The sequence below is a fragment of the Flavobacterium sp. genome (assembly GCF_030146175.1).
Taxonomy (GTDB): domain Bacteria; phylum Bacteroidota; class Bacteroidia; order Flavobacteriales; family Flavobacteriaceae; genus Flavobacterium.
The window spans coordinates 15528-31193 of record NZ_JASLCE010000073.1 but is presented as its reverse complement, the minus strand read 5'-3'; the positions used below and the strand labels follow the sequence as shown (position 1 = coordinate 31193).

The 15666-nt window shown below is 36.5% G+C and carries 12 protein-coding genes; 8 read left to right on the top strand and 4 right to left on the bottom strand.

From position 1 onward, the window contains the following. Position 1: 1 nt before the first annotated feature. Both Q1R07_RS08780 and Q1R07_RS08775 read left to right on the top strand, forming a co-directional pair. Positions 2-352 carry a phage holin family protein gene (locus Q1R07_RS08780; protein ID WP_300488740.1) on the top strand — a complete coding sequence of 117 codons (351 nt, stop codon included), beginning with the start codon at positions 2-4 and terminating at the stop codon, positions 350-352. Positions 353-354: 2 nt separating this feature from the next. Further along, a complete protein-coding gene (locus Q1R07_RS08775; protein ID WP_300488737.1) occupies positions 355-591 on the top strand; it encodes a DUF6327 family protein in 237 nt (78 codons plus the stop codon). Positions 592-623: 32 nt separating this feature from the next. On the opposite strand, the gene Q1R07_RS08770 is transcribed toward Q1R07_RS08775, so the two are convergent. Together Q1R07_RS08770 and gltX are read right to left on the bottom strand one after the other, a co-directional pair. After that, on the bottom strand, positions 624-1601 hold the full coding sequence (locus Q1R07_RS08770; protein ID WP_300488734.1) for an SPFH domain-containing protein: 978 nt from the start codon (positions 1599-1601) through the stop codon (positions 624-626). 77 nt (positions 1602-1678) lie between these two features. Next, on the bottom strand, positions 1679-3190 hold the full coding sequence (gltX, locus tag Q1R07_RS08765; protein ID WP_300488731.1) for a glutamate--tRNA ligase: 1512 nt from the start codon (positions 3188-3190) through the stop codon (positions 1679-1681). Positions 3191-4063: 873 nt separating this feature from the next. Between gltX and Q1R07_RS08760 the strand changes: the two genes are divergently transcribed. The 6 genes from Q1R07_RS08760 to Q1R07_RS08735 all read left to right on the top strand — a co-directional run bounded on the left by Q1R07_RS08760 (position 4064) and on the right by Q1R07_RS08735 (position 13946). Next, the gene (locus Q1R07_RS08760; protein ID WP_300488728.1) at positions 4064-7378 is read left to right on the top strand and encodes a DUF4175 family protein; all 3315 of its coding nucleotides are present in this window, start codon (positions 4064-4066) and stop codon (positions 7376-7378) included. Next, positions 7371-7790 (top strand): rRNA maturation RNase YbeY, encoded by a 420-nt coding sequence (gene ybeY, locus Q1R07_RS08755; protein WP_300488725.1) that lies wholly within the window; start codon positions 7371-7373, stop codon positions 7788-7790. The genes Q1R07_RS08760 and ybeY overlap by 8 nt, the downstream gene beginning before the upstream one ends. A 108-nt stretch (positions 7791-7898) precedes the next feature. After that, entirely contained in the window at positions 7899-9776 is a 1878-nt protein-coding gene (mnmG, locus tag Q1R07_RS08750) for a tRNA uridine-5-carboxymethylaminomethyl(34) synthesis enzyme MnmG (protein WP_300488722.1), read from the top strand. Positions 9777-9908: 132 nt separating this feature from the next. Next, positions 9909-10757 carry a class I SAM-dependent methyltransferase gene (locus tag Q1R07_RS08745; RefSeq protein WP_300488719.1) on the top strand — a complete coding sequence of 283 codons (849 nt, stop codon included), beginning with the start codon at positions 9909-9911 and terminating at the stop codon, positions 10755-10757. 262 nt (positions 10758-11019) lie between these two features. Beyond that, complete coding sequence (locus Q1R07_RS08740) at positions 11020-11589, top strand: OmpH family outer membrane protein (RefSeq protein ID WP_300488716.1); 570 nt, start codon at positions 11020-11022, stop codon at positions 11587-11589. 80 nt (positions 11590-11669) lie between these two features. After that, positions 11670-13946 carry a helix-turn-helix domain-containing protein gene (locus Q1R07_RS08735; protein WP_300488713.1) on the top strand — a complete coding sequence of 759 codons (2277 nt, stop codon included), beginning with the start codon at positions 11670-11672 and terminating at the stop codon, positions 13944-13946. 75 nt (positions 13947-14021) lie between these two features. Here the strand turns inward: Q1R07_RS08735 and Q1R07_RS08730 are convergent, their stop codons facing one another. Next, positions 14022-14408: a DoxX family protein gene (locus Q1R07_RS08730; protein ID WP_300488711.1), complete on the bottom strand. Its 387-nt coding sequence runs from the start codon at positions 14406-14408 to the stop codon at positions 14022-14024. Positions 14409-14413: 5 nt separating this feature from the next. Continuing rightward, positions 14414-15562, bottom strand: a complete 1149-nt coding sequence (locus Q1R07_RS08725; RefSeq protein WP_300488708.1) for a DNA polymerase III subunit delta' — start codon at positions 15560-15562, stop codon at positions 14414-14416. Between the last annotated feature and the right edge of the window lie 104 nt (positions 15563-15666).

Here is a 15666-nt window from a genome sequence, read left to right as displayed (position 1 = left end):
TATGGCTTTTGAAAAATTAAAAGAAAATACCGAACAAATCCAGGATAATGCCAAAGCATTATTCGACTCCAACGTGGCCTACTATAAACTTTGGTTTTTTAGAGTAGCCATGAAATCGACTACGATGATACTTAAAATTTTTCTTTTGAGTATTTTCCTGATGTTGATGGTACTTTTCTTGTCTATAGCCGGTGCCTTTGCTTTAGGTAATATGTTGGGTAGTTATGCACTCGGTTTTTTAATTGTGGGTGTCATTTATCTGATCCTTTGTATCGTGGTTTACTATATCAAAGATAAAATCGTGGAAGGCCCGATACTGGAAAAATTCTCCGAATTCTTTTTTAATGATTAATTATGGAAAGAAAAAAATATTCGTCATATGATGAAATCAACCGTGAACTGGAAATCTTAAAAGTACAGAAAGAACTGGATTACAGACGTTTGGTCTATGCAGTCGAAAAAACACGGGATGACCTTACACCAAGAGTATTTACTTCCGGAGTGGTTCGTTCCATAGGTTCATTTTTTACGAAATCGGGAACACTTCAAAATCTTTTAATCGGTTTTATTTTTAACCGGTTATTCAAATAAAAAAGCGGCTAATGCCGCTTTTTTTGTTTTATTTATTCCGTTTCCGGAAATGCTGTGGTATCGTTATGATCCGATTTGTGGGAGTGGGAATCATCTGATTTCTTCTTTCCCTGTGCTTTCTTCATCGCTTCACCAACCTGATTCGAAGCTGTAAAAGAAGCTACCATGTTGTTTAACATATCACTTCCGGCTTGTGGTGAATTCGGTAATAAAATCAGATTCGAATTCGTATCCGATCCGATCGCTTGTAACGTATCATAATGTTGGGTTACAACGATTAATGCAGAAGCTTCCTGCGAGTTGATTCCTACTTTATTTAATACATCCACACTTTCTACCAATCCGCGGGCAATTTCACGACGCTGATCGGCAATACCCTGACCTTGTAAACGCTTACTTTCTGCTTCGGCTTTTGCTTTCGCTACAATACGGATTCTACTGGCTTCCGCTTCATATTCTGCAGCGGTTTTTTCACGATCGGCGGCATTAATACGGTTCATGGCATTTTTAACCTGAATATCCGGATCAATATCCGTAATCAACGTATTGATAATATCGTATCCGTAAGTTGTCATCGCTTCATTTAACTCGCGTTTTACAGCAATTGCAACGTCATCTTTTCTTTCAAAAACGTCATCCAGTTTTAATTTTGGTACCTCGGCACGTACCACGTCAAATACATACGACGTAATCTGATCGTGTGGGTATTCCAGTTTATAAAACGCGTCGTATACTTTATCCTGGATCACTTTAAACTGAACGGAAACTTTCATTTTAACGAATACGTTATCTTTTGTTTTCGTTTCAATGATCACATCCAACTGTTGGATTCTTAAATTCACTTTACCGGCAATACGGTCGATAACCGGAATTTTTAATTGTAATCCGGAATGACGGATGCTGTTGAATCTTCCAAAACGTTCCACAATCGCGGATGTTTGCTGTTTAACCGTAAAAAACGAGGCTAAAAAGAGAAATACGAGAATAACAATAATAACGTAACTAAACATAAAATGTAGTTTTAATGGTTTATTCGGTTAAGATACGAAATTCTATAAAAAAACCTCCTATAAAGGAGGTTTGGTCGTTATAAAGTACTAATTGCTTTTTGAATTCGCTGTACGGTTTCTTCTTTTCCGATCATTTCGACGATATCGAACAAATGCGGGCCTTTTAAAGCACCTACAAGGCTCAAACGGAACGGTTGCATCACTTTACCCATTCCAATCTCATTTTTGGTCATCCAGTCCTTTACAATCGTTTCAATGTTTACCGAAGTAAAGTCACCAATGTTTTCAACAACTGAAATCAATTCCTGCATGATCGAACCGGTGTCTTCTTTCCAGTTTTTAGCGGCTTTTTCATCGTAGGCAGCTGGCGCTACAAAAAAGAAATCCGATAAATCGTATAAGTCGGTTACAAAAGTAGCACGCTCTTTTACCAGTCCTACTACTTTTTCAACATAAGCGATGTCTTTGTTAATTCCTTTTTCTTTTAAAATAATATCAAATGGTTGAGCAAGAGAAGCATCGGATTGTTGTACCAGATAATGGTGGTTAAACCATTTGTTTTTTTCCGGGTCAAATTTCGCACCGGCTTTGTGTACACGTCCTAAATCAAACTTCGCAACCAATTCTTCCAATGTGAATAACTCCTGATCGGTTCCGTCGTTCCATCCTAATAAAGCCAGGAAGTTAACAACTGCACCTGGGAAAAATCCTTTTTCGCGGTATCCCGACGATTTTTCTCCCGAAACCGGATCGTTCCAATCCAATGGAAATACAGGGAATCCAAGTTTATCTCCGTCACGTTTGGAAAGTTTTCCATTTCCAACCGGTTTTAAAATTAACGGTAAGTGTGCAAATTTTGGAGCTTCCCATCCGAAAGCTTTGTATAACAATTCGTGTAAGGGTAGGGAAGGCAACCATTCTTCACCACGGATCACATGAGACGTTTCCATTAAATGGTCGTCTACAATATTCGCCAGGTGATAGGTTGGCATTCCGTCACTTTTAAACAATACTTTATCGTCTAATAAATTGGTATCAAATTTAATATCGCCACGGATAATGTCATTCAAGTGTAAAGTTTCTCCAACCGGTGTTTTAAAACGGATCACATATTCTTCACCATTGTTAATACGTTCCGCAACTTGTTCGGCCGAATGGGTAAGTGAATTATCCAATTGCTCGCGAACCGTATGGTTGTAGATAAAGGTTTTACCTTCCTGTTCGGCGGTTTTACGCAGGTTATCCAGACTTTCGGCTGTATCAAAAGCATAATACGCCCAACCACTGTTAATAAGTTGGTCGGCATATCCCTTATAAAGTTCTTTACGTTCACTCTGACGGTACGGTCCGAATTTTTCATTTTTACCAATTGTTTCATCCGGCGCAATACCTAACCATTCCAAAGCTTCCATAATATATGCTTCCGCTCCGGGTACAAAACGGTTCTGATCGGTATCTTCAATCCGAAGGTAAAACGTACCACCGTGTTTTTTAGCAAATAAATAATTAAATAAAGCGGTTCTAACGCCTCCTATATGTAAAGGTCCTGTAGGACTAGGTGCAAATCGCACACGAACTGGCTTTGACATTTTTTAAAAATTTTACGCAAAGATACAATTATGCTTTTTTCCTTCGAATTATTTTATCCGATACTGTTTATAAATAGGTTCATTTACTGTTTATCCTATCTGAAAAGTATTTTTCGCAATCTTTCCCGATAAAAATACCTTTGCTTTATCAAATCGGTAACGTTCTTCAAAATACATTATAGTATATAAGGTAATTAACAAATTGACATTGCTGATTATTCAATATAAAACCCTGTAAATCAGTAAACTTTATATCATTTTAACATTAAAAATGAGCTATGTTAATACAAATTTACATAGTATTGATTTTCAGTTAATTATAAGTTAACATAGATTGTTTATAACTTTAGATAGAAATTTATAAAAGATTTTTGGTTGTATCCTAAAATTTGCTAATCCAAAACCCAAATGAAATAACCAAATCTATTTTTTAAAATTTGTTTTGAAATTATTAATAGATAGTCAACAGTTATTAACAGAAATTAACAAGTAAACTTATTAATAAAAATAAGTATAAACGGTTTATTCACCATTGTTAATAACGTTTTAAAAAGACTTCATTTCTAAAGCTTTATCGATAAACAACACTGTTAATAAAACCGGATAAAATTGTATAACTCCAAAATAAGAAGAAAAATTTAAAAGTTATTGCCACTATTAACAAGCTATAATAACAAACAAATTTTTTAAAATTTTTAAAAGATCTTTTTTTATTATTTTAATGTTTGTTGACAACTTCTTTGAATTAATTCCTTTCTCTTGTTTCTTCCTTCTTTGTTCTTTCCTCTCCAAACGTTGTTTCTTCTGTAAAATAGTTAATTCCTGTTTCGATTAAAATTGTAATTTTATCGGTTATAAACAAATTTTGATAATTTGGAAACGAAAGAACTGATATTTCAAAAGCTTGAAGACTTTATAAAAAAGTTTTATACGAACGAATTGCTAAAAGGAATTATTCTTTTTACCGGTTTTGGTTTGCTGTATTTTATGGTCACGTTGCTCGTGGAACATTTTTTATGGCTTTCACCAAAGGGTAGAACAGTCTTGTTCTGGCTATTCATTTTGGTAGAACTTTTCTTTTTGTTACGGTTTATTTTGTTTCCGTTATTTAAACTTTTCAAATTACAAAAGGGAATCGATTACAAACAGGCGTCACTAATTATCGGTAATCACTTTTCGGAAGTAAATGATAAACTGACTAATTTTTTACAGTTGTATGGACAAAGTGATCAATCGGAATTACTATTGGCTTCGATCGAACAAAAAGCAATATCGTTAAAACCGGTTCCGTTTGGGAATGCGATTAACTTTAAAAAGAATACCAAGTATCTTCCATATGCTATAATCCCGTTGTTGGTTTTATTATTTTTTATGGTTTCCGGAAATTCAAATCTGATTACCGAAAGTTTGGATCGGGTAGTGCATTACAAAAAAGAATATACACCACCGGCTCCTTTTAGTTTTCAGATTATCAATAAAAATTTAACTGCCGAACAAGGTCAGGATTTTTTACTACAGGTCAAGACCAATGGAAATGTGATTCCCGAAAATGCCATGATTGCCATTGGTAATGAAAATTATTATTTAGAAACGGTACGACCGGGTGTATTTCAATATCAGTTTGAAAAGATTACAAAGAATACCGATTTTAAACTGTTGGCCAACGAAGTCGTTTCGAATACCTATCAGGTAAATGTCGTGGCGGTTCCGACCATTGCTAATTTTGAAATGGTATTGAACTTTCCTTCCTACCTCGGAAAAAAACCGGAATTGATTCAAGGTAATGGTAATGCCATCGTACCGGAAGGAACATCAATTACCTGGAAAGTTAATGCGTTGGCAACGAGCAAAGTGGTTTGGAAAGATGCTACGGTTAATGATGCATTTAAACGCAATGAAAATCAATTTAGTTTATCCAAAAGAATACTTCAAAATACAGAATATCAAATACTTACTTCAAATGAAAAGGTAACGGATCACGAAAAATTACAGTATCAGATTACGACCGTTAAAGATCAGTTTCCGACTATTTCGGTACAATCGGCTCCGGATTCGTTAAAGTTGAAAAAGAATATGGTGATTGGTCAGGTTTCCGATGATTATGGATTGACTAAGTTACACGTGGTTTATTATTCGAAAGAAAAACCAATTCAGGTTTCCCGTGGAACCATTCCGGTAAAACGTGAAACATTTGATCAGTTTGTATATACGTTTCCAAATGGTTTAACGATTCAACCCGGAGTGGAATACGATTATTATTTTGAGATTTTTGATAATGATGCCATTCATAATTTCAAAAGTTCCAAGTCTTCTGTTTTTTCACATCGTGAATTAACGGCCGAAGAAAAAGAAGATAAGATTTTACAGGAGCAAAATAGTAATATCAACAGCCTTGAAAAGTCAATTAAAAACCAGGATAAGCAATTATCCGAACTGGATAAATTACAAAAACTAGGAAAAGAAAAAACAAACCTGGATTTTAAAGATCAGAAAAAAGTGCAGGATTTCATTAACCGTCAGAAACAACAGGACGAGATGATGAAAGAGTTTTCTAAAAAAATGCAAGACAATCTGGAGCAATTCAATCCGGAAAAAAAGGATGAGTTCAAAGACGAATTGATGCGTCGATTGGAAAAGAATGAAAAGGAAATTGAAAAAAATGAAAAGCTTTTAAAAGAACTTGATGAATTAACGAACAAGTTAAAAGAGGAAGAACTTTTTGAAAAGATTGATAAGTTAAAACAAAATACAAAGGATCAGTCAAAAAATCTGGAGCAGCTGGTTGAACTTACGAAACGTTTTTATGTTGAAAAAAAGGCGGAACAGTTAGCGGACAAACTGGATAAGTTAAGTGAAAAACAAGACAAACTTTCCGATAGTAACGACAACAATAAAAAGGATCAGGATAAGATTAACGAAGATTTTAATAAACTTCAGGAAGATCTTCGCGACCTTGAAAAACAAAATCAGGATTTAAAAGCACCAATGGATATTCCTTCAAACAAAGAAGAGGAGAAAGGAATCAAAGAAGATATGAAAAATGCTTCGGAGGAATTGCAAAAGCAAAACCAGTCGAAAGCAAAACCGAAGCAAAAATCAGCTTCTCAGAAAATGAAAAAGATGGCACAGCAAATGCAGTCATCTATGGAATCTGGTGAAATGGACCAGCTGGAAGAAGACACCAAAATGCTACGTCAGATTCTGGATAATCTATTAGCCTTTTCGTTTTCTCAGGAAAGTTTGATGAAGAATTTTAAATCGTCCGGTGATCGAAGTCTTGGTTTTAATAAGATGTTGAAAAAGCAACAGGATTTAAAATTACAGTTCAAACATGTCGATGATAGTCTTTTTGCGATGTCGTTACGCAATCCTAAAATCACCGAAATGATCACGAGTGAAGTAGGGAACGTACATTACAACATCGATAAATCGCTAACCAATTTTACAGATAATAACATTGGTCGTGGTGTTTCGCATCAACAGTATACGATTACGTCTTCGAATAAATTAGCTGATTTTCTAAGTGATGTGATGAACCAAATGCAGATGGAAATGCAAATGCAATCGTCCGGTCAGGGAAAAGGAAAACCAAAACCGGGTAGTAAAGGAAGTGGTATGCAATTACCGGACATCATCAAAAAGCAGGAAGGACTGAGTGAAAAGATGAAAGAGGGAATGAAAAAAGGAAAAGGTGAAAAGCCTGGTGATGGAAAACCGAACAAAGGCGGTAAAGAGGGAAAAGAAGGATCGGATGGAAAAGACGGAAATGATGGCGAAGGCGATGCAGGTGAAATTTTAGAAATTTATAAAGAGCAACAGCGCCTTCGTGAAGCATTACAAAAGGCTTTGGAAAAAGAAGGAATGGGAGGAAATGGTCAGAATGCACTGAACCAGATGAAGGATATTGAGAAGCAATTATTAAACAAAGGTTTTAAAAACGAAACCTTACAACGGATGTTAAACCTGAAGCACGAACTATTAAAATTGGATAATGCGATCCAGCAACAGGGGGAAGAAAATAAGAGGCAGTCGCAAACCAATAAAAAAGAATTTAATGGTTCTGGTAATCAATTACCTGCTGCTTTAAAAGAATATTTGAATAGTGTTGAAATTTTAAACCGACAAAGCTTACCTTTGCGCCCAAATTTTAACCAGAAGGTTCAAAACTATTTTAAGAAAGATGATTAGTTTTAATTACGAAACCGATTTCTCTTTAGAAAACGAGACGGCTTATGAAGAATGGATTACTGCTGTAATCGAATCGGAAAACAAGCACGAAGGAGAGATCAATTATATATTTTGTGACGACGAGTATTTGCATAAAATCAATATGGAATACCTCGATCATGATACGCTTACAGACATTATTAGCTTCGATTACACTGTAGGAAACGAATTACATGGGGATATATTTGTTTCTGTGGAACGTGTACGGGATAATGCGGCTGATTTTAATGTTTCTTTTGAGGAAGAAATGAAAAGAGTAATGATTCACGGTATATTACATTACTGTGGTTATAAAGATAAATCAGAAAAAGACGAGCTATTGATGCGTGCTAAGGAAGATGAAAAAGTTGCTATGTTCCACGTGGAACATTAAACATCTTAATTCTTTTATAAAGTTTTTATTTGGTTTTCTTCTTCTACGTAGCTTTGTAGAAAATATTTTTTAAATTAATTGAAACAGTAAAATGTTTCACGTGGAACAATGAGTTTATTTCAAGATAAATATGATGTAATCGTAGTGGGCGCCGGTCACGCTGGTTCCGAGGCTGCCGCCTCGGCCGCGAATATGGGATCCAAAACGCTGCTGATTACAATGAGTTTGCAAAACATCGCACAGATGTCGTGCAACCCGGCTATGGGTGGTATTGCAAAAGGACAAATCGTTCGGGAGATTGATGCGTTGGGAGGTTATTCCGGAATTGTATCGGATAAAACAGCCATCCAGTTCAAGATGCTGAATAAATCGAAAGGACCCGCTATGTGGTCGCCGCGTGTGCAATCCGATCGTATGCGTTTTGCAGAAGAGTGGCGATTGATGTTGGAACAAACGCCAAATCTGGATTTTTATCAGGAAATGGTGTCCGGAATTCTAACCGAAAATGGAAAGATTGTCGGTGTGCGGACTTCGCTTGGAATTGAAATCAAAGCGAAAACGGTAGTGCTAACGAATGGTACTTTTTTAAATGGTTTGATTCATATCGGAGAAAAACAATTTGGTGGTGGACGTGCCGGCGAAAGTGCTGCGCATGGAATCACCGAAGATTTGATAAAGTTAGGATTTACTTCGGGTCGAATGAAAACAGGAACACCACCACGTGTAGATGGTCGTTCGCTGGATTATTCGAAAATGGAGATTCAACCGGGGGATGAGAATCCTTCGAAATTTTCGTATCTGGATATCACAAAACCATTAACGGTTCAGAAACCGTGTCATATGACCTACACTTCGGAACTGGTTCACGATTTGCTTCGTGAAGGTTTTGATCGTTCGCCTATGTTTAATGGGCGAATCAAAAGTTTAGGGCCACGTTATTGTCCGTCGATTGAAGATAAAATCAATCGATTTGCCGATAAAGAACGCCACCAGCTTTTTGTAGAACCGGAAGGATGGAATACAGTGGAAGTGTATGTAAATGGATTTTCAACTTCATTACCGGAAGATGTACAGTTTAAAGCGTTGCGTTCGGTAGTTGGTTTTGAAAATGTAAAATTCTTCCGTCCGGGATATGCGATCGAATACGATTATTTTCCACCAACGCAATTAAAGCATACGTTGGAAACCAAATTAATTGAGGGCTTGTTTTTTGCCGGACAGATTAATGGTACAACCGGATATGAGGAAGCAGCTTCACAAGGTTTGATCGCCGGAATGAATGCACACTTAAAAGCATACGATCAGGATCCGTTTGTTTTAAAACGTAACGAAGCGTATATCGGAGTATTGATTGATGATTTAATTACCAAAGGAACGGAAGAACCATATCGTATGTTTACGTCACGTGCCGAATACCGTACGTTATTACGACAAGATAATGCCGATTTCCGTTTAACGCCAATGGCACACGCAGTTGGTTTGGCTACCGATGAACGATTAAAACGAATGGAGCAGAAGCAAAGTCAGTCGGATGCTTTTGTTTCGTTTTTTAAAGAAACGAGTGTAAAAGTAGCAGAAGCAAATCCAATTTTAGAATCTAAAGGTTCCGCACCGATTTCGCAACCGGATAAAATGTTTAAAGTATTTTCCCGTCCGCAATTGGATTTGGAAGATATTTTAAAATTCGAAAAAGTAAAAGAATATGTAGCCGAACACGAATTGGATTTGGAAGTAATCGAACAAGCCGAAATCCAGGTAAAATATTCCGGTTATATTGAAAAAGAAAAAAATAACGCCGATAAGTTAAACCGACTCGAAGATGTACGTATTCCGGAAAACTTCGATTACGATAAAATAAAATCGCTTTCGTTTGAAGCTCGGGAAAAATTAAAGAAAATTAAACCGGTTTCCGTTTCGCAGGCTTCCCGAATCAGTGGTGTTTCGCCAAGTGATGTTTCGGTATTATTAGTTCATATGGGACGATAAAAAAATAATCAAACTAAAACAGCCATGATAAATAAAGTATCTTTGGCTGTTTTTATTTTATGTTCCACGTGAAACTATCTCGCGAAGCCTTATAAACAAAGGAATCTTTAAAAAATAAATTTTTTAGCATTAATGAATTTTTCAAATAATACCGTTTTTATAAAAGTAAAAGACCATTCCGTTTCCAAAGAAAATTTTGAATTGCTTTTGGACGAAGAATTACAATTATTAAAAACAGCTCCGCAACCTAGCCTGGAAAAATTACCATCTTATTATGAAAGCGATGATTACATTTCGCATACCGATGGGAAACGTTCGCTATTCGAAAAAGTGTATCATTTAATCAAACGAAAAGCCATTCGCGATAAAGTAAAATTAATTTCTTCTTTTCAACCGGAAAGAGGAGCACTTTTGGATATCGGTGCCGGAACAGGTGATTTTCTTTTGGAAGCACAAAGTCAGGGATGGAATGCAATTGGAATTGAACCAAGTGAAAAAGCAAAAGGAATTGCTATCGGAAAAGGAATTCAATTTGCTGAGACTTTAGAACAATTAGAAAACCAGTCGTTCGATGTGATTACGATGTGGCATGTATTGGAACATGTTCCGGATTTAGAAAATCAGATTGCAACTTTAAAGCGATTATTAAAACCAACCGGTACTATAATTATTGCCGTTCCCAATTATAAATCATACGACGCAAATTATTACGGTGCCTTTTGGGCGGCCTATGATGTACCGCGTCACCTTTGGCATTTTTCAAAAACTTCGATTGAAAAACTTTTTGGACGTGAACATATCCAACTGGTAAAAATCAAACCGATGCTTTTTGACAGTTTTTATGTTTCCCTTTTATCTGAAAAATATAAAAATGGGAAAATGAATTTTTTAAAGGGCTTTTGGATTGGTTTGCGATCAAATATAGCTGCAAAGCAAAATTTTGAGTATTCATCGCATATTTACATTCTAAAAAACAGATAAAATTTAAAATAAAATTAAATAATCCACGATCAAAGGTTGAAATGTGCCATCTATCGGGGATTTTTTAAAAGTCGCTTAAAACGCTTTATTTAAAGCCGTTTTTTATAAGATTTTCTTATTATTTTTTAAATAACAGATAAGAAAACTTTATAGATTGAAAAAATGGTTTAAAATCTTATTTTAAACTTTAGGTCGCACAACTTTTGGAACTTTAATACGAATTCTTATTTTTACATAAATTTTAAAAATCACAATTGATAAAATGAAAAAATCCTTTTTAATTATCGGACTTGCGTTGGCAATGTTTTCTTGCAACAAAGAAGGAGCAACGACTGCTTCTGGAAATAAAACGGCTTATGTGGATACTTCTAAATTGATAGAAGAAAACCAGGAGGCTAAAGATATTGAGTCAAAATACAAAACCAAGTCGCAAGAGATGGGAAGAGAATTAGAAGGTGAAGCCAAACAATTCCAATCTGACGCTGCTAATTTTCAAAGAGACGCACAAGTTAAAGGTATGGCCTGGGCACAACAAAAAGGAGCTGAGTTGCAAAAAAGAGAGCAACAAATCAGTATGAAACAACAAGCGATGCTACAAACATTGCAACAGGAAAGTGGTAAAGAAATGGATTCTTTGGTAAAAAGAATTAAAGAATATATCAAAGACTACGGTAAGAAAAACAATTACGAATATATCTATGGAACAGGTGATGCCGCTTCAATCTTATATGGTAAGGATGGTCTGGATATAACGGAGAAAATCAGTAAAGAATTAAACGATAAGTACAAATCTTCCGATAAGAAAGAAGAGAAAACTGAAGAAAAAAAATAATGAAAAGCCTTCCTTGTGAAGGCTTTTTTATTGAAAATCAGATAAATAATTGTATTTTTAGTTTTTAAAATATACGCCAAATGGAAACTATTTCGAATGCTGCTGCCTATGTATTGCGTTTTATCAACCAAACGCAAAAGTCGGTTTTCCTTACGGGTAAAGCGGGAACCGGTAAAACAACACTACTCCGTGAAATCATTACTACAACACACAAGAATACTGTTGTTGTAGCACCTACGGGTATTGCCGCTTTGAATGCGGGTGGTGTTACAATACATTCGATGTTTCAGCTACCATTTGCTGCGTTTCTTCCGGATGCCAATACGGATCCGTATATTTCCGAAAATTCACGTTTCGAAAATAGAAATACCTTAAGCCGGCATTTTAAAATGAATGGTGCCAAGCGCGCCGTAATTCAGAACATGGAATTGCTGGTAATCGACGAAGTCAGTATGCTTCGCGTGGATATCATGGATGCTATGGATTTTATGCTTCGTAAAGTCCGTAGAAATGAAATGCCTTTTGGCGGCGTTCAAGTATTATTTATAGGAGATTTACTACAATTACCACCCGTTATCAAAAATGAAGAATGGTCGGTTTTGCAGCGTTACTATCGTGGAAAATTCTTTTTTCATTCCCATGTGATTCAGCAAAACCCGCCATTGTATATCGAACTGGATAAAATTTTCCGGCAAACGGATTCCGAATTTATTTCCGTTTTAAACAACCTGCGAAATAATACCGTCACTACAAATGACCTGGCTATTTTAAACCAATATGTTCAGCCGAATTTCGATTTTAAAAAGAATCCCGGTTTTATTACGCTTACCACGCACAATGCTAAAGCCGATGCAATAAACAGTAATGCCTTGGCGGAGCTCGATGGAGAAGCATATACCTTTCAACCGGAAATTGTAGGTGACTTCCCGGATAAGATTTATCCGGTGGAAGAACAGCTCAAATTAAAAGTTGGCGCACAGGTTATGTTTGTTAAAAACGATCTTTCGTTTGAAAAACAATATTTTAACGGAAAAATGGGCGTTGTAAAATCGATTTCGCCCCGCGAAATTTTTGTGCATTTTCCGGAAGAAAATAAAACCATTGAAGTCGAACGCTATGAATGGAAAAACATCCGCTACTATGTAGACGAGATGACAAAGGAAATCGAAGAAGAGATTTTAGGCACTTTTACGCATTATCCGATCAAATTGGCCTGGGCGATTACCGTACACAAAAGCCAGGGTTTGACGTTCGACAAAGCAGCGCTCGATGTATCACAGGTTTTCCTACCCGGACAAGCCTATGTTGCTCTTTCGCGTTTGCGTTCGTTAAAAGGGCTTATTTTGCTTTCTGCGATACAAATGAATGGCATTTCCAACGATGGCGATGTGATGGATTATGCACAAAGTCGGGTTTCGGTCGAAAAACTGGAAGGAGAATTGGTATCTGAAACGCGTGTTTTTTTACTTAATTATCTGAAAGACAGTTTTAACTGGCACGAACTGGCCACGCAATGGAACAAACATCAGCAAACCTATTTGTCTGAAACTGGAAAATCACCCAAAGGGCAGTCGAAGGTCTGGGCGCAACAACAATCATTGGCCGTACATGAATTACGGGAACCGTCGCAAAAATTTATCGCGCAGTTAACAAAATTGTTCCAGCAGGAACCGATCGATCTCGTTTTTATCGAAGAGCGAATCAACAAAGCATTCGATTATTTTTTTCCGAAATTGGATGAGCTGACGTTTGAGCTGTACTGGAAAATAGAGGAAATAAAACGGCTAAAAAAAGTAAAAGCCTTTTTTGAAGAATTGTCAGAACTGGAAGAACTGCAGACCAATGCGGTTTTACGATTGCTAAAAGTCAAATTGTTGGTACGTGCCGTTCTGGAAAACAAAGAAATATCAAAAGAAGTATTGGTATCGCCGTACTTGCAAAAATACAAACAGGATAAAATAGAAATTATCCGGGAAGCCTTGCGAAAAACAGCGGTTACGCTTATCGAGGATGAAGACGATATCGAACGGTACACCTCCAAAAAGAAAAAAACAAAAGAACCGAAAAAATCAACCTACGAAGAGACGCTGGAATTGTGGTCACAAAACCTTTCGATTCCCGAAATTGCGGGAATCCGAAAACTTACCGTGGGTACGGTATATACCCATTTTTCAAAACTGATTCAGATGGAAGCGATTGAAATTTCGGATGTTTTGCCACAGGATAAACTCAAAAAACTGGCATCGGCTTTTAAAGAATATAGCGGAGAAGGATTGGGAGAAATAAAAGAAAAATACGGCGACGAATTTAGCTGGGAAGAACTCCGCCTGTATAAAGCCGTTTTACTTAAAAACTAAAAGACCGGATAAAAAAACACCTGACAGGTTTCGAAAACCTGTCAGGTGTAATATTTTAAAAAATAAAGTTATTTCTTATAGCCAATAAACCGCTAAAATAGCTGGAATAAAATAGATTACGATGGTTCGTGCACCGTCATAATCTTTCGCAATACGTTGTCCGAATAATAAAAACAATAGCGTAACGCAGGAAAAAGTCGCACCATAATGACCAAATGTCGTTACACCGTTCATTACCAGTTGCGCAATTCCGATAACACATAAAGCGCCGGCAATTACTTCCAATACTAAGATTAAAAATAGGGATTGGGGTACCTGATTTTTGATAAATGTTTGTGCAAAATGACCTTTAAGCCATGCTACGTTTCCTTTCCAGTCCATAATTTTATCATAGCCGGATTGTAAAAAAGTGATGGCCAAAAAAGCCAGAATTAAAATTCCGAAAATTTCCGTATTCGTCATGGTGTTTATTTTTTATGAATTAAACGTGTTAGTTTTATCGATAAATCGGTCAGGATAATTTTTGCGTTTCCGTTACGCTCAATATGGTAAATGGCATCCGACAATTCTTTAAAAATATCGTTGATATTGTTACCGTTTACGAAAGGTGCAAAATTCTCCAGTTTAAATTTTTCAACCGTAGGTTCTATATAAACCAGAGAAGGGGATTGGTAGTTGAGTAATAAGGCCTGACGGAACATTTCAATACAAAAATGCAAAAATTGTTTTTGTGCTTCACGACCAATTCCGGCAATAGACTCACTCCATGAAATCAGATCCTGAATCGCCGCTGCATTTCCTTTGGCGCGAAACGCTGCCCGTACCCATTGTACAAACCAGGCTTCAAACGGATAATCGTCCTCGGTTGTGTGTAGCAATTGTAAAGCTTTATTATAATTTCCCTGTGCCTGATGGGCTATTTTAAAAGCCGTTTTTTCGTCTGTTTTTTCACGTGAAACCAAAGCGTCGGCGATAATACTTTCCGGAAGTCCGCCAAAATGCAATACCTGACAACGGGATAAAATCGTTTGCAGGATATCGTTTTCATTTTCGGTGATCAATAGGAATACCGTTTTTTGTGGTGGTTCTTCCAGTAATTTTAAAAGTTTGTTCGACGTGGCGATATTCATTTTATCGGCCATCCAGATAATCATCACTTTATAACCGCCTTCGTAGGCTTTGAGCGATAAGGATTTTACAATTTCCTGTGCTTCGTCTACACCAATTTGTCCCTGTTTGTTCTGAATCCCAATAGTTTTATACCAATCAAAAAGACTACCGTAGGGTGTTTGGGTTACAAACTCACGCCAGTATTTTAGAAAATTGGCACTTACCGGGTGACTTTTTATTTCGTCATTGGTCGAAACCGGAAATACAAAATGCAAATCGGGATGTGAAAAATGTTCGAATTTCAGATTACAGGCTTCATTTCCCGAAGTGTTTTCTCCGTTGGTATTGGAACATAAAATATATTGGGCATACGAAATGGCCATCGCCAGTGTACCCGATCCTTCCGGACCAACAAAAAGCTGTGCATGTGGGATGCGTCCGGAATCGGCGCTTTTGGTCAGATGGCTTTTAATATGGGCTTGTCCTAAAATTTCTGAAAATAGCATAGAGCAAATATAGAATAAAACACCAACAGTAAAAACAGCTTTCTCGCTCACCGCAAAAATTGCATTATTTACCGCAATTATTTATCGCTTCAATCAAATAACTG

Bases quoted from the DNA above. Each gene is read 5' to 3' on its own strand.
- Q1R07_RS08780 (WP_300488740.1), top strand. From the start codon at position 2: ATGGCTTTTGAAAAATTAAAAGAAAATACCGAACAAATCCAGGATAAT.
- Q1R07_RS08775 (WP_300488737.1), top strand. From the start codon at position 355: ATGGAAAGAAAAAAATATTCGTCATATGATGAAATCAACCGTGAACTG.
- Q1R07_RS08770 (WP_300488734.1), bottom strand. From the start codon at position 1,601: ATGTTTAGTTACGTTATTATTGTTATTCTCGTATTTCTCTTTTTAGCC.
- gltX (WP_300488731.1), bottom strand. From the start codon at position 3,190: ATGTCAAAGCCAGTTCGTGTGCGATTTGCACCTAGTCCTACAGGACCT.
- ybeY (WP_300488725.1), top strand. From the start codon at position 7,371: ATGATTAGTTTTAATTACGAAACCGATTTCTCTTTAGAAAACGAGACG.
- mnmG (WP_300488722.1), top strand. From the start codon at position 7,899: ATGAGTTTATTTCAAGATAAATATGATGTAATCGTAGTGGGCGCCGGT.
- Q1R07_RS08745 (WP_300488719.1), top strand. From the start codon at position 9,909: ATGAATTTTTCAAATAATACCGTTTTTATAAAAGTAAAAGACCATTCC.
- Q1R07_RS08740 (WP_300488716.1), top strand. From the start codon at position 11,020: ATGAAAAAATCCTTTTTAATTATCGGACTTGCGTTGGCAATGTTTTCT.
- Q1R07_RS08735 (WP_300488713.1), top strand. From the start codon at position 11,670: ATGGAAACTATTTCGAATGCTGCTGCCTATGTATTGCGTTTTATCAAC.
- Q1R07_RS08730 (WP_300488711.1), bottom strand. From the start codon at position 14,408: ATGACGAATACGGAAATTTTCGGAATTTTAATTCTGGCTTTTTTGGCC.
- Q1R07_RS08725 (WP_300488708.1), bottom strand. From the start codon at position 15,562: ATGCTATTTTCAGAAATTTTAGGACAAGCCCATATTAAAAGCCATCTG.